The 14,338-nt window shown below is 54.5% G+C and carries 11 protein-coding genes; 6 read left to right on the top strand and 5 right to left on the bottom strand.

Annotated features, from left to right (window positions below; translation table 11 throughout):
• The first annotated feature begins 244 nt into the window (after nt 1–244).
• The 4 genes from K7G70_RS00785 (at nt 245) to K7G70_RS00770 (ending at nt 8,851) form a co-directional block, all read left to right on the top strand.
• Nucleotides 245–4,372, top strand: coding sequence for a hypothetical protein (locus K7G70_RS00785; RefSeq protein WP_223786685.1), 4,128 nt, complete (start codon nt 245–247; stop codon nt 4,370–4,372).
• A 105-nt stretch (nt 4,373–4,477) separates the two neighbouring features.
• Nucleotides 4,478–5,752 carry a kynureninase gene (gene kynU / locus K7G70_RS00780; protein ID WP_223786684.1) on the top strand — a complete coding sequence of 425 codons (1,275 nt, stop codon included), beginning with the start codon at nt 4,478–4,480 and terminating at the stop codon, nt 5,750–5,752.
• Complete coding sequence (locus K7G70_RS00775) at nt 5,749–7,119, top strand: FAD-dependent oxidoreductase (protein ID WP_223786683.1); 1,371 nt, start codon at nt 5,749–5,751, stop codon at nt 7,117–7,119. The genes kynU and K7G70_RS00775 overlap by 4 nt, the downstream gene beginning before the upstream one ends.
• Complete coding sequence (locus tag K7G70_RS00770) at nt 7,112–8,851, top strand: sensor domain-containing protein (RefSeq protein WP_223786682.1); 1,740 nt, start codon at nt 7,112–7,114, stop codon at nt 8,849–8,851. Before K7G70_RS00775 ends, K7G70_RS00770 begins: the two co-directional genes overlap by 8 nt.
• A 50-nt stretch (nt 8,852–8,901) precedes the next feature.
• Here K7G70_RS00770 and K7G70_RS00765 read toward each other — a convergent pair whose 3' ends face one another.
• A complete protein-coding gene (locus tag K7G70_RS00765) occupies nt 8,902–9,162 on the bottom strand; it encodes a GlsB/YeaQ/YmgE family stress response membrane protein (protein ID WP_223786681.1) in 261 nt (86 codons plus the stop codon).
• A 229-nt stretch (nt 9,163–9,391) separates the two neighbouring features.
• Between K7G70_RS00765 and K7G70_RS00760 the strand changes: the two genes are divergently transcribed.
• Complete coding sequence (locus tag K7G70_RS00760) at nt 9,392–10,981, top strand: M64 family metallopeptidase (protein ID WP_223786680.1); 1,590 nt, start codon at nt 9,392–9,394, stop codon at nt 10,979–10,981.
• A gap of 12 nt (nt 10,982–10,993) precedes the next feature.
• A complete protein-coding gene (locus K7G70_RS00755) occupies nt 10,994–11,596 on the top strand; it encodes an FMN-binding negative transcriptional regulator (RefSeq protein ID WP_223786679.1) in 603 nt (200 codons plus the stop codon).
• An 8-nt stretch (nt 11,597–11,604) separates the two neighbouring features.
• On the opposite strand, the gene K7G70_RS00750 is transcribed toward K7G70_RS00755, so the two are convergent.
• The 4 genes from K7G70_RS00750 to K7G70_RS00735 all read right to left on the bottom strand — a co-directional run bounded on the left by K7G70_RS00750 (nt 11,605) and on the right by K7G70_RS00735 (nt 14,336).
• A complete protein-coding gene (locus K7G70_RS00750; protein ID WP_223786678.1) occupies nt 11,605–12,060 on the bottom strand; it encodes a GNAT family N-acetyltransferase in 456 nt (151 codons plus the stop codon).
• A 69-nt stretch (nt 12,061–12,129) separates the two neighbouring features.
• Entirely contained in the window at nt 12,130–12,714 is a 585-nt protein-coding gene (locus K7G70_RS00745) for a GNAT family N-acetyltransferase (RefSeq protein WP_223786677.1), read from the bottom strand.
• Between the two features lie 7 nt (nt 12,715–12,721).
• Nucleotides 12,722–13,075, bottom strand: a complete 354-nt coding sequence (locus tag K7G70_RS00740; protein WP_223786676.1) for a VOC family protein — start codon at nt 13,073–13,075, stop codon at nt 12,722–12,724.
• Nucleotides 13,053–14,336 (bottom strand): acyltransferase family protein, encoded by a 1,284-nt coding sequence (locus K7G70_RS00735; RefSeq protein ID WP_223786675.1) that lies wholly within the window; start codon nt 14,334–14,336, stop codon nt 13,053–13,055. The genes K7G70_RS00740 and K7G70_RS00735 overlap by 23 nt, the downstream gene beginning before the upstream one ends.
• Between the last annotated feature and the right edge of the window lie 2 nt (nt 14,337–14,338).

Raw genomic sequence — 14,338 nt, 5'->3', positions numbered from 1 at the left:
AAAAATATTTGTTGGGTATTGTACTCAATTTAATTTGGCCATGTCATGAACTCCAAACAATAATGAGACTGCAGATGCCCAAGTACCAGGCCGTTGGGCTGACAATAACCGCATCACAGGCACGATGCAGTGAGTTCTGTCACAAAATCATTGAACTTGGTTTGACAACGCGTGCCTCAAGATTGAAGATGTCAAAATGCCGGTTGGCCATTCGGGCTGGCTGCGATCAACAAACAGGTGATGTATGGACAGGAAAGTGATTTTGTGGGGTTTCATTTTGACGGTCTTGGCTGGCTTGGGTGTGGCCCAGGCACAAGCCGATTTGACCGGCGTGCCAGACGACTTGGCGGCTTGGGCTGATTGGGTCAAACACGACCAGGGTCACCACAGCTGTCCGCACTATGCGGACCAAGCCTATGGCAATGCAGACAACCACGTTTGCGCCTGGCCACAAGCTTTGAACATCCGTGTGGATGCCCAACAAGCCGACTTTGCCATCACTTGGGAGGTGCTGCAAGACGCTTGGGTGCCGCTACCGGGTGATGGCGAAACCTGGCCCCAACAGGTGCGGGCCAATCAGCGTTTTTTGTCGGTGCAAAACCACCACAACCAACCGCGGGTGTGGTTGACGCCCGGGGTGTATGAGATCAGTGGCCAATTCTTGTGGGCGACGCGGCCTGAGTCCATCGGCGTGCCGTCTGAAGTGGCGGCCATCAACCTGACCTTAGAGGATGAGCCAGTGCGTTATCCGGTGCGCGAACGGCGGGCTTTGTGGTTGGGTGAAGAAACCCAGGAGGAACAGGTCGAGGCCAACAGTTTGGACCTGGAGGTGAACCGCTTGCTCATTGATGGCCACCCGATGGTGATGTTTGTGGCGCTGGATTTGCAAGTATCAGGGGTGGCGCGGCAGGAGAATTTGGGTCGGGTCTTGAGCGGGCCGTTGCAAATCACCGACGTGTCCGGTGATTTGAATGCCCATGTTGACCAAGCCGGTGATTTGTGGGTGCAGTTGAAACCCGGCTACAGTGAATTGATGTTGACCATGAATGTGCTGGGTTGGCCAGAGTCCTTCACCTTCACCGCCGCCGGACCGCAATGGCCGCAGCAGGAAATCTGGGCCTATCAAGACAACAAAAACATTCGCTTGACCCAAGTCGAAGGGGTGTTGGCGATCAACCCAGAACAAAGTTCATCGCGCTGGTTTGAGGTGCCCAATTTTTTGCTCAATGACGGCGATGAATTCCGCTTGGTGGAACAAAAAAGGGGCACACTGAACCAAAGCGAACAACTGCATTTGGCGCGCCAAGCCTGGTTGTCATTTGATGGCCAGGGTTTTCGCACCAAAGACCGCATCAGTGGCGAAAAGCTGGGTTCCTGGCGTTTGAATGCGGCCAATGAATTGAGCCTGTTGAGTGCCGAGTCCTCGGGCGAGACCCTGTTGATCACCGCTGCCGATGATGGGCAACAGGGGGTTGAGTTGCGCAAACCACTGGTCGACTTGACCATTGATGGTGAAATTGGCCCGTCGTTTTTGCAACAAATCAGTGGCTGGGACAGCACTTTTGAATCGGTGCAAACCCGCTTGTATTTGCCTCATGGTTACATGGCTTTGGCGGCGTACAATGTCGACAGCAGCCAGCAGGTGTGGTTGGAACAATGGCGCTTGTGGGACATTTTCATCGTCATGCTGCTGACGGTGTTGACATTCAAAGTGATTGGCGTGCGCTCAGCGGTGTTTGCCCTGTTGGCTTTGGTGCTGGGTTACCACAGCCTCAACATGCCTTTGTTTGCGTGGGGCAGCGTGATCCTGGCTTTGGGCCTGATGGCTTGGATCCCCCAGGGTCGGTGGTTGCGCCTGGTGCAAACCTATGCCCTGCTCAGTGTCTTGGCCCTGGTGTTTTGGTTGATTCCTTTCTTGGTCAATGAGGCCCGCTTGATGATCCACCCGCAATTGGAAAATCGGGTTGAATTCAACGAATTTTCGCCCTCTTTTGCCCAGGCCAAAAAAGTCGCGCCGTTGAATCAAGTGTATGAGCAACGCTACAGTGCCGATCAAGTGCTAATGCAAAACCAGGTGGTCGAGGATTTTGCCGTGCCCGAACAAGGCAAAATCACCGTCACCGGTTCCCGCGTCAAGCGCGCCGACATGCTCAACCGCTACCAGACCGATGCCGTGATCCAAGCCGGTAAAGGCACCCCCCAATGGCAGTACAATTCGGTGGTGCTGAGTTGGGATGGCCCGATCACCGCCGAACAAAGCCACCGTTTGGTTCTGCTCACACCGTGGATGCGGGTGTTGTGGCGGTTGTTGCTGATCACTTTCACCGTGTTGTGGTTGGTGGCCATCATCCAACACATGACCCGGCGTTTGCGGCGCGTGACCAAAACCACGGCCACCAGCCTGGTGTGGCTGATGACCCTGTTGTGGGTGCAGCCCAGTTTGGCGGCAGACCATCCCTCGGATGCTTTGCTCAATGAGTTAAAAAACCGCCTGTACCCAACGCCCGAATGTGACATCCGCTGTGCTGCTTTGTCGGCGGCTGCGATCGAGGTCAATGGCAAGCAACTGTCCATGCAGTTGGCCTACCACACCCAAGCCCAGGTGGCGGTACCGATTCCAGACTCGGCCGACTGGCAACTGCATGACGTCACGGTCAATGGCCAAAGCGTGGGCCACCGCTTGCAGGCCAATGGTCGCACTTGGTTGGCCTTATCGCCCGGCATCAACCAGGTCGTTTTGTCCGGCACCTTGGCCAACCGCAATGCCATTTCGGTGCGGTTTCCGCTGGCTCCAGGGCATGTGACCACCGCGGCCAGTGACTGGCAAGTGGCCGGATTGGACGGCCAACGGTTGACCGGTGACACTTTGCAATTGATCGCCAACAACCGCCCAGTCAACAACGAAACGGGTGGTGAAGATGAGCGGACCCAAACCACCGACATTGCGCCGTTTATCAAGCTGGAGCGGTCGATCACCTTCGATGATCAGTGGTTTGTGGACAACACCGTGACCCGAGTGGCACCCAAACAAGGCGTGATCAACCTCACCATCCCCTTGTTGGAGAATGAGTTTCCACTGGATAAGGTGACCCGCGATGAGGCCGGTGCGGTGCAGGTCAATTTGGGACCGAACGAACAGTCCCTGAGCTGGCGTTCGCGGCTGGACCGCTTGGACCTGTGGCAAATCACGGCACAAGACAGCCAGCAATACATTGAAACCTGGCGGGTGATTTCATCACCGCAGTGGCACGTCAACATCAGCGGCGTGCCGTTGGTGGCGGCAGAAAGCAATGATTTGGATTACGACGACTTTTTTGAGCACATTTACATGCCCAGGCCCGGTGAGTCGATCGAAATCAAGGTGTCGCGTCCGGCCGCTGTGGCCGGGGCTGCGCTGTCCATCGATGCCATCAACAACAGCTACACGGTGGGCAAAAGAACCACCAAAACCACCACCCGCATCACCTATCGGGCCACCCAAGGCGGACGCTTTGAAGTCAACTTGGATCCGGCTGCCGTGGTCAAACAAGTCACCTTTGATGGGGTTGATTCCAACTTGGTCAATGAAGACGGGGTGGTGGCAGTCAGCTATTTACCCGGCAACCACACGGTGGACATTGAATGGCACGTGAATCAAGAGTTGGGTGTGCACCACCAAACCCCGAGCATCAACCTCAACAACCCTTACAGCAACCTCAACCAAACCATCAACTTGCCGCGTGATCGCTGGTTGTTGTGGGGCGGCTCGGCCGGGGTGGGGCCGGCCTTCCTATACTGGGGAGAACTGCTGGTGTTTGTGGTCTTGGCCTTGTTTTTGGCGCGGCTGAAGTATTCACCGTTGCGCGCTTGGCAATGGCTGGTCTTGGGCTCGGCCTTTGGCACGTTCTCTTGGGTGGCATTCACCTGGGTCGCTGCCTGGTTGTTCTTCGTCGGTTGGAAACAGCAATTCGCCGGCTTTGCCTCCCGCGCCAAACGCATTTTGTTGCAATGGTTCAGTTTGTTGTTCACCTTGAGCGCCTTGCTGGTGTTGATCGGGGCGGTGGCCTACGGCTTGTTGTCCTACCCCGACATGGGCATCGCGGGCAATGGTGCCAGTGCCTCCAGGCTGTCTTGGTATGTGGATGTCGGGACCCAACAACTGCCCACCATCACCGTGTTGTCCTTGCATTTGTGGTGGTATAAATTGTTGATCTTGTTTTGGTCGATTTGGATCAGTTTTGCCTTGCTGGGTTGGCTCAAAGACTTGCTGCAAAGCCTGCGCCAAGGCGACTGGTGGCCGCGGTTTAAGCGCCCGCAAAAAGCGGCTGACTTGGACGCAGCTCAGGCCAACGACCCAGCGGTTGATCAAGGCTCCGACAAAGAAGCGGATTAAGCCGCTGACCCATGACCAGCGCTGGCCAGGAAAAGGCGGGCGCTTGCCCCTGTTATTGTGGGTTGATTGCTTTATAATGATTGGCCTTTCATTGACATTTTAAACATGGATTTTGAAGATCATTTGGGGTTTGCGCAGCAGTTGGATCAACGCGATCCCCTGGCCCACATGCGCGATGAATTTCACATCCCCACCATCAAAGGCACGGACCAAGCAGAAATTTACCTGTGTGGCAATTCACTGGGTCTGCAACCCAAACGCACGGCCAGCTACCTGCAAGATGAACTGCACAAATGGCAAACTTTGGGGGTCAAAGGGCATTTTGACTGCGAATACCCGTGGATGCCCTACCATGAATTCCTGACCGCAGAATCGGCCAAGTTGGTTGGCGCCAAACCGGCTGAGGTGGTGTGCATGAACTCATTGACCGCCAACCTGCACTTCTTGATGGTGAGTTTTTACCAGCCCACAGCAAAGCGGCATAAAATCATGATCGAGGACCATGCCTTCCCTTCTGATCACTACGCGGTGGAATCACAAATCAAATTCCACGGCCACGATCCGGCGGCATCGCTGGTTTTGCTCAAACCCCGTGCAGGCGAGGAAACCTTGCGCTTGGATGACATCCTGGCTGCCATTGATGAACACGCCGATGAGCTGGCCTTGATCATGCTGCCTGGGGTGCAGTATTACACCGGACAGGTGTTTGACATGCAAGCGATTGCCGATGCGGCCCAGCACCACCACATCACAGTCGGTTTCGATTTGGCCCATGCGGCCGGCAACATCCCCATGCAACTGCATGATTGGGGGGTGGATTTTGCCGCTTGGTGTACCTACAAATACCTCAACTCTGGCCCTGGTTCGGTGGCCGGTTGTTTCGTGCATGAGAAACACCACGACAACCCCGATTTGCCGCGATTTGCCGGTTGGTGGGGGCACGACAAAGCCACCCGCTTCAAAATGGAGAATCACTTTGTGCCGATCCAATCGGCCGAAGGCTGGCAGTTGTCCAACCCGCCGATCCTGTCACTGGCGGCCATTCGGGCTTCCCTGGATACCTTCAAACAAGCCGGCGGTATCGATGCACTTCGCGACAAATCGAAGCAATTAACCGCTTACATGCGGTTTTTGTTGCAACAACGCTTGCCTGAGCAGGTCCAAATCATCACCCCGGATGACCCTTTGAGTGGTTGTCAGTTGTCTTTGACCATCACCACCGAACAGCACAGTGGCCAGGCCATCTTTGCTGCCATAGAGGCCGCCGGGGTGACCGGTGACTGGCGTGAGCCCAATGTGATCCGGGTGGCGCCGGTGCCTTTGTACAACCGTTTCACCGATTGTCACCGCTTTGTGGAGATCCTGGAGGCCGCTTTATGAGCACAGCAAAACCACAACACATTGTCATCATGGGGGCCGGTTTGGTCGGTTCCATGCAAGCCATTTTCCTGGCCCGTCGGGGTTATCGGGTCAGCGTATACGAGCAGTTGCCAGACATCCGCAAAGAAGCCATTTCGGCCGGCCGTTCGATCAATCTGGCACTGGCCAATCGGGGCATCGATGCTTTGGACCGCTTGGGTCTGATGGACCAGGTCAATGAATTGTTGATTCCCATGCAAGGGCGCATGCTGCATGATGAAGCCGGTCAATTGAAATTCCAAAGTTACGGTCAAAAACCCGAGGAAGTGATTTACTCGGTGTCGCGTGCCGGCCTGGTCAGTTTGTTGCGAGACGCCGCTGAAGCCACCGGTCAGGTGACCTTTCATTTCAAACACGAATGCACCGCGATAAATTTCGAACAAAACCAGTGCACCGTCATCAATCAGCCCACTGGAGAAAACATCTTCGTGGCCTATGATTATTTGATCGGAGCCGATGGCGGTGGCTCACAGGTGCGGCAGTCGATGAAGGACTTACAGGAAACCACTTTTTCGGCGGAACTGTTGGACCACTCCTACAAAGAACTGACCATCCCGCCCGCAGCCGATGGTGGCTTTCAGTTGGAACCAGAAGCCTTACACATTTGGCCCCGGGGTGATTACATGATGATTGGCTTGCCCAATCCCGATGGCAGTTTCACCCTGACCTTGTTCATGCCCAATGAGGGGCCGATCAGTTTTGCCTCGATCAACGATGAGGCGGCCTTGCATGACTTGTTTGATCAATTCTTTGCCGATGCCAAACCCCTGATCCCGGATCTGGTGCATGATTACTTCAACAATCCCACCGGTTACCTGGGCACCATCCGTTGTCAGGATTGGCATTACCAGCGGGCGGTGCTGACCGGCGATGCGGCGCATGCCATCGTGCCGTTCCATGGTCAAGGCATGAACGCCGGCTTTGAAGACTGCGTGGCCATGGAACAAGCCTTGACCCGGTTTGATGATGACTGGCAGCAAGCCATTCCAGCCTTTGTAGACAGCCGCATGGACAACTCCAATGCCATCGCCGACATGGCCCTGGAAAACTATGTGGAGATGCGGGCCACGGTCAATGACCCAAAATTTCATTTGAAAAAAGCCATTGCTTTTGAGCTGGAGCGGCGCTTGCCGGATTACTTCATCCCGCGCTACTCGATGGTGATGTTTCACCTGATCCCTTATGCCCAGGCTTTTGCCCGGGGTAAGATCCAGGCCAAGATTCTGTCGGATCTGACGGTTGGCGTTGAGGCGTTGGATCAAGTTAACATGGCCCGGGCCGAACGCCTGGTCAAACAAAAACTGCCGAGGTTGCCGCATCGTGGCTGAGCAGCCCGCACATGATGTGTTGCAACAAGGCTTGAAAATAGCCGCGTTGTTTGAAAGTATCATCAACTCATTACCCACCCCGGTATTTGTCAAAGACAAGAAGCACCGCCTCATTTTGGTCAATGACGCCTTTTGTCATTTGATGGGACGCAGCCGCAATGAAATGTTGGGACAAATAGATTATGAGTTTTTACCAGCCGAAGAAGCCGCAGTTTGTAAGCAAAAAGACGAAGAAGCCTACGCCACCTCAGAGGCCATCGTCAGCGAAGAAAGCATGACCGATGCAGGGGGCAATCGGCTGAACTTGATGGTCAGAAAAATGGTGTTCCAAGACGACAAATTGGGTGGGGTCTTGTGTGGGGTGATCACCGACATCACCGAAATGAAGCGGTATGAAAAAGAACTGAACGAAGCCAACAGCAAACTCAAGTTGATCCTCGAAGACCGCACCCAAGAGTTGCAAAACGTGCATGAAAAGCTCACCTGGATGGCCAATGTCGATCCGGTCACTGAGTTGATGAACAAATCGGCATTGACCACTGCAGCCACTGAGTTCATCGATCGGGCCAGCCATGCCGGTGAAAAATTTGCCATGATTTTTTTGGACCTGGATGACTTCAAGTTCATCAATGAAAGCTATGGCCACCCGGTGGGTGATGCCCTGATCAAAGCGGTGGGTAACCGCCTGGTCAAGGTGATCAAAGACCAAGGCCGCGTGGCCCGGGTCGGTGGTGATGAATTCATGTTGTTGGTGGATTACCAGGACAGGGCCGAAATCGAGAAAGTCACCAAGAACATATTCCGTATCCTCAAGCAGCCGTTCGATTCCAACCAGCACCGGGTGTTCATCAATGCCAGCATCGGCATCGCCAGCTTCCCGGAAGACGGACAGGACGTGATCACCCTGGCACAACACGCCGACGCGGCGATGTACGTGGCCAAGAAAAACAACCGCGGCGGCCATCAATTCTACGAGGAGGCTTACACCAACACCATCAAGCGCAAACTGGAGATGGACGTGTATCTGCGCGATGCGATCAAGTCGAAACAGTTGGAAGTGCATTTTCAGCCGATTGTTGATGGCCACAACGACCAAGTCGTCGGTTATGAAGCCTTGTCCCGATGGAATGATCAGGTGTTCGGCTCGGTCAGTCCCTCGGAGTTTATCGCCATTGCCGAAGTGTCTGATTTGATCCTGCATTTGGGGGAATTGGTGATCGAACAAGCGGTGCAGTTCATTCAAAAGCGTTGTGACCAAGGTGAATACGTGTCGATCAATGTGTCACCCAAGCAGTTGATGCACCCGTCGTTTGAGGCCTGTTTGATTGAACAAATCAAACGCACCCAAATCAACCCCTCGCAACTGGCGGTCGAAGTCACCGAGAATGTCATGTTTGACATGAATGACTACATCACCCGCCTGGTGCAACAGCGCGACCTGCACGGCATGCGCTTTTTTGTCGATGACTTCGGCACCGGTTATTCCAACCTCTCACAGCTGAAAAAGATTCAATTCAACGCGCTGAAAATAGACCGCAGTTTCATCAAGGAATTGCCCGATTCACAGACCGACATTTCGCTGATCAAGATCATGATGTTGATGGCCCAGGAGTTGAACTTGCAAGTGATTGCCGAAGGGGTGGAAACCGCTGCCCAAAAAGAGTGTTTGGCCGAACTCGGTTGTCGTTATGTCCAGGGCTTTTTGTTGGGGCGCCCGGTTAAGGCCGATTGAAGGCGTTGGCTGAGCTTCAGCAGGCACCCCAAACAGATTTTTCTGGCAGGCTACTTGGCTGCCTTTTTCAACACCCCGATGACCAGCAACAAGACGATGGCGCCAATGGTGGCGGTGATGATGGCTCCGACCAGTCCGCCGCCCAGGGAGACACCCAACAAACCAAACACGTAGCCGCCGACGAAGGCGCCGATGATGCCAATGACGATGTTGGGGACCAGGCCAAAGCCTTTGCCTTTCATTAAAATACCGGCCAACCAGCCAGCCACCGCACCCACTACCAGGGTGATGATCAGTGCTTCTAAACTCATGTGATGCTCCTCTGTTGATGTTAAAGGTGGGCAAGGCCCACCCAGTGACTTCAGATTAACACAGTCAAGGGTGGCCGATTGTAAACAAATGCATCATCTCTGGTGCAAATAAAGTTCAAGGAGATTGTGGGGCTGTTTTGGGCTGCGGTATAATCTTTAATACTTGAATAGGCTGGTCTACCCTGGGCAGCCATTCAGGCCAATCAATCCATACCAAAAGGAGTGTCTGATGAAACGTATGTGGTGCGCAATCGCGGCGATTTTGAGTTCAACGGCGGTCTGGTCTGAGCCGACCGATTACTTGGTGTTGCGCTGGTCCGCGGCTGATGGCCTGGTTTCTGATTATCACCAGATTGTGGATTTGCCACCGCGTCAGTTTGACCCCACGCTCCATCCGCAACATGCCAATGTGCTGTTGCTGGATGCCCAGGGTAAAGCGGTCGGTGAAGTGTCCTTGTCACAAGCCTTGATCACCCGGGCCGAGTTCCATGGCCATGACCACATCGACGGTGAGGTTCTGGTCAATGAAGAATTTGCTTTTGTGGTGCGGGCTGCGCAAGGCCAAGTAGACCGCTTACAATTACCAACCAGTTTGGCCGGGGATCAAGCCGATTTTGATTTCCAACAGTTGGTTCGTGAAGCCCAACACAAAGGCCCTCAGGTGTACCTCGAGAGCCCCAATGGCGGTACCGACAATCGGGTCAATTTGCTGTTCATGGGTGATGGCTACACCAGTGGCCAAGAAAGCGCCTTCAACAACGACGTCAATTCGGTGATCACCTACATGCTGACCTTCGTGCCGTATCAAAACTATGCCAGCTTTGTCAGTTTTGACCGCTTGTTCACCGCCAGCAGCCAATCAGGTGCCGACAAACCGGCGCCCTGTTTCAATCCCGCTTCGTCGGTCAACACTGCATTTGATGCCACTTTTTGTACCAGCAACATCCAGCGCTTGTTGACCATCAACAGCTCCAAGGTGTTGACCGCGGCGGCGGCCAGTCCGGATTGGGACCAAATTGCCGTGATCGTCAACGACAGTGAATACGGCGGCGCAGGTGGTTTCATTTCCACCTTTTCCACCAACAGTTTGGCCGACGACATTTTCATCCATGAATACGGTCACAGTTTCACCGGTTTGGCCGACGAATACGACACCCCTTTTCCAGGTTTTCCACCCTGCAGCGACATTTCAGGGACCTCCCCGTGTGAAGCCAATGTCACCGATGTCACGGTGCGCAACAACATCAAGTGGAATTACCTGATCGATGGGGCCACCCCGGTGCCCACGCCAGAAACCGCACAGTTCGACTCAGATGTGGGCTTGTTTGAAGGGGCCCGGTACCTGTCCTCAGGCATGTACCGACCGAAGAATGCCTGCAACATGCAGTTTTTGGGTTTTGGCTTTTGTGAGGTGTGTCAGGAGGCTTATGTGGAACGCCTGTATGCGGTGCCTTATGCCAATGGCGGCTTGTTGAGTTTGATTGAACCGGATTCGCCGATACCGGCCAACCCCAACCCAACAGCCACGGTGTCGATGCCGATCAATTTCGCCATCCAAACCTTACAACCGACCCACGACTTACAAGTCACCTGGCGGGTAGGCGGTGTCAGCCAAGGCAGCACCAACTCTTCTTCAATCAACCAAACCTTTCAGTACACGCCGGTCTCTGTCGGCATGGTGGAAGTGAAGGTCGAAGTCAAAGACAATTCTGCGGTGGTTGATCCCAGCCAACATGGCACCCTGCCGACATTTGAGCAGGTGTGGCAAGTCGATGTGCAACCCTTTGTCGATTTGATCTTTGCCGATGATTTCGAGTGAATCGGTGCCTCCATGTACAGCCCCAAAGCGTTTGCCGTCGGTGACCAAGGCACCCTGGACAGGTTCATTCGTGACCACAGTTTTGGCCAATTGATTTCCTCCCATCAGGGCCGCTTATTCAGCACCCACCTGCCCTTTTTGTATGCGGCCAAAGCCGGCACCTTGACCGGGCATTTGGCCAAGCAAAATCCGCAACACCAGGATTTGGCTGGACAAGAAGTGATGGTGACTTTGAGCGGGCCACATGGCTACATTTCACCGACTTGGTATGCGGTCAACAGCGTGCCCACCTGGAACTACCAAGCGGTGCACATCTGGGGTCGATGCCAGATGTTCGAAGAGGCCGATCGCCTGTCACAGTTGGTCAATGACTTAACCGCACAACATGAACGGACGCAGCCGCAGCCATGGCAGCCTGAGTATCCAACCGCCATGTTACAGGCGATTGTGGGCATTGAAATCACCATCACCGAGGTGCGCGGCAAATTCAAGTTGAACCAGAACCGTTCGGTGGCCGACATGCAAGGGGTGATCGAGCACTTGGATCCGGTTAATGACGCTGAATTGTTGGCTGCCATGCAACAGGCTTTGCGCGATAAACAAGCAGCCCCTTAAGCGATGGTTCAAGCCAGGCGCAACTTAAACCCTTCGTGACTGGCCACAAACCCCAGTGATTCATAGAAACGGATGGCTGCCGGTCGCTGTTTGTCCGAAGTGAGTTGCACCAGCTGGCAACCCCGCTCCCGGGCCCGTTCAAAGGCCCAATGAAACAACTGTTGTCCCCAGCCCTGACCGCGGTGGTTGCGGTGGATGCGCACCCCTTCTATCAGGCAGCGCCAGGACCCCAAGTGGGTCAGGTATGGAATGAAGGTCAGTTGCAGCATGCCGATGACCCTTTGGTCTTGTTCAACCACCACCAATTCCTGGTTGGGGTCGCGGTCGATGTGTTCAAAGGCGGTCACATAGGCGGGGTCCAGCGGCAGCGCGGGATTTTCTCGTTGGGCGCCCAAAGGGTCGTCGGCCAACATGTGTACCAAGGCCGGTAAGTCGCTGGCTTGGGCTGTTCTGAAGTGGCTCATAAAGGTCTGTTAATACCAACTGAATGACCACTGTACAGGCTCCAATGGTCACAATCAAGCAGTCGCCCTTCAGTTGCCCAGTTTTTCCTGCAGCAGGCTGTTGATCCCGGGCCATTCATGTTGGGATATGCTGAACACCACCGAATCGCGGATGCGGCCGTCGGCCATCACCATGTGTTGGCGCAAGATGCCTTCTTGTTTGGCCCCCAGGCGCAAGATGGCGTTGCGAGATCGGTGGTTTAAATGATCGGTCATAAAAGCCACCCGATTGAAGTTCAACCCGGCAAAAGCGTGTTGCAGCATCAGTTGTTTGGCTTCGGTGTTGATGGCCGTGCGCCAATGGCTTTGGGCCAAAAAGGTGAAGCCAATTTCAGTGCGTTGATGGCCCCAATCGGTGTGCATGAAGCGGGTGGAGCCAAGCACCGTTCCAGTGGCTTGATCGATGGTGGCAAACACCAGGGCCGTGCCGGCTTGTTGGTCGGCTTGGGCCTGCTCATAAAACGACGGCAATTGATCGGGGTGGGGCACACTGGTGACCATCAGGCGCCACAACTGTCCGTCTTCGATGGCGCGGGCCAAGCTGGGCAGGTGATCCCTTTGCAGGGGCTCCAAACGGACATGATTGCCGCTTAAGGTGATGGGTTCAAAACGCATGCTCACCTCACTCTGACCACACCGCCAGCTCATTGCCGCTGGGATCCTTGAAGTGAAAGCGGCGACCGCCGGGAAAGCTGAAAATGTCCTGACAAATCTCCCCGCCCGCGGCGATGACTGCTTGGTGGGTTTGTTCCAGGTCATTGCTGTAGAACACCACCAACACGCTGCCGTTGGCGGGCTGGGCACTCAAATCAGAGGCATAAAAGCCACCGTCGAGACCGGCCTCGTGGCTGAAGGCCGTGTATTCTGGGCCGTAATCGGTGAACTGCCAGTTGAACACTTTGGCATAAAACGCTTTGGTAAGATCCAGGTCAGAGGCTGGCAATTCGAGGTAGTTAATTTTCAGGTGCTGATTCATGATTTTTAGGGGTTGAAGAAGCAGGGAGCTGTGGGTGACGCAACAGGTGGCGCTCGACCCATTGGAACGGGCTTTGCAAAACCGGCCGTTCGGCCAGTTGTTTGACTTGATAACCCAACCACCGGGCCAGTTTGATCGCGGGGCCATCGACCCAGCGGGTGACCCAATGGGCCAGCAGCAGACACAATGGGATACCGGTGAGCAGCACCCATGTGAAAGCCCAACCATAGGACATCAATGGGTGCAATTGGACCATCAACCAAGAGCACCAAGTACCGATGACGAACACATGCATCACATACAAGGCATAAGAAACGTCACCGAGGTAATGCAAGCTGCGGCCATTCAACCACCGTTGAATGGAGCGGCTGTACAACACCAGGGTGAAGCCCAACCAAGCGGCCAGCATCGGATAACCCAGACCAAAACTGAAACCGCTGGGCAGCCAGCAATAAATGGTTTGGGCTTTGAGTTCGGCAGGCAAGTAAAAAGGGTAAGCTGCCAGCCACAAAAACAGCAAGCCACCGAAGGCCAAGGCGGCTTGTTTGAGGCGGGGGTTGATGTCAATGGGTAACCACTGGCGGCGTTGGATATCGGCCATGATGGCACCCAACCAAAAACCCACCAGCATGCTTTCATAGAACAGCCACACCAACAACAGCAACACCAAGAAACGGTATTTGAAGGCACTGAACAACAGCAAAAACGCAAACACCAACAAGGAACCATACAGTTCATAGCCAATGGTCCACAAGGGGTTGTTGTAGACCGTACCCTGGCTGAATGACTGGGTGAACAGGTCGGTGAAGAAAACCTTTAAATCCAGTTCACCTTGCCACCACAAACTGAGCCACAAGTCAGAACCGGTCAGGGTGGCTGCAGGGGTGTTTTGGAACCAACCGAAATACCAGAACAAGGCATACAACGACATGGAAAACCACACCAGGCCACCAAGGCGAATGGGCCGTTTGGCGGTCATTTCCAAAGTTTTGGCCAGGCCCACTGGTTGCCCCAGGTAGCGCAGGCTCAAGACATAGCCACTGAGGATAAAAAACACCGAAACGGCGAGTTGACCGGCCACCAACAAGCCCAATGGTGGGTAAAAAAACCACGCTTCCAAGGTCGGCAAGTGGCTGGCTGATTTGGGTTGGTCGCCGAAGATCACAAACGGCAGGAAAGAGGCCATGAAGTGCACAATCACCACCACCATGGCGGCCACCCCGCGCAAGGAATCCAAATGTCTGTGTCGAGTGTGGGACATGG

The sequence above is a fragment of the Marinicella meishanensis genome, from assembly GCF_019931145.1.
Classification (GTDB): Bacteria; Pseudomonadota; Gammaproteobacteria; order Xanthomonadales; family Marinicellaceae; genus Marinicella; species Marinicella meishanensis.
This window is presented reverse-complemented; position numbering and strand designations above follow the sequence as displayed.

Excerpts from the sequence above, each read along its gene's own strand:
- K7G70_RS00745 (WP_223786677.1), bottom strand. The coding sequence starts at position 12,714 with ATGCGTTTTGAACCCATCACCTTAAGCGGCAATCATGTCCGTTTGGAG.
- K7G70_RS00760 (WP_223786680.1), top strand. The coding sequence starts at position 9,392 with ATGAAACGTATGTGGTGCGCAATCGCGGCGATTTTGAGTTCAACGGCG.
- K7G70_RS00740 (WP_223786676.1), bottom strand. The coding sequence starts at position 13,075 with ATGAATCAGCACCTGAAAATTAACTACCTCGAATTGCCAGCCTCTGAC.
- K7G70_RS00785 (WP_223786685.1), top strand. The coding sequence starts at position 245 with ATGGACAGGAAAGTGATTTTGTGGGGTTTCATTTTGACGGTCTTGGCT.
- K7G70_RS00765 (WP_223786681.1), bottom strand. The coding sequence starts at position 9,162 with ATGAGTTTAGAAGCACTGATCATCACCCTGGTAGTGGGTGCGGTGGCT.
- K7G70_RS00755 (WP_223786679.1), top strand. The coding sequence starts at position 10,994 with ATGTACAGCCCCAAAGCGTTTGCCGTCGGTGACCAAGGCACCCTGGAC.
- K7G70_RS00735 (WP_223786675.1), bottom strand. The coding sequence starts at position 14,336 with ATGTCCCACACTCGACACAGACATTTGGATTCCTTGCGCGGGGTGGCC.
- K7G70_RS00775 (WP_223786683.1), top strand. The coding sequence starts at position 5,749 with ATGAGCACAGCAAAACCACAACACATTGTCATCATGGGGGCCGGTTTG.
- K7G70_RS00750 (WP_223786678.1), bottom strand. The coding sequence starts at position 12,060 with ATGAGCCACTTCAGAACAGCCCAAGCCAGCGACTTACCGGCCTTGGTA.
- kynU (WP_223786684.1), top strand. The coding sequence starts at position 4,478 with ATGGATTTTGAAGATCATTTGGGGTTTGCGCAGCAGTTGGATCAACGC.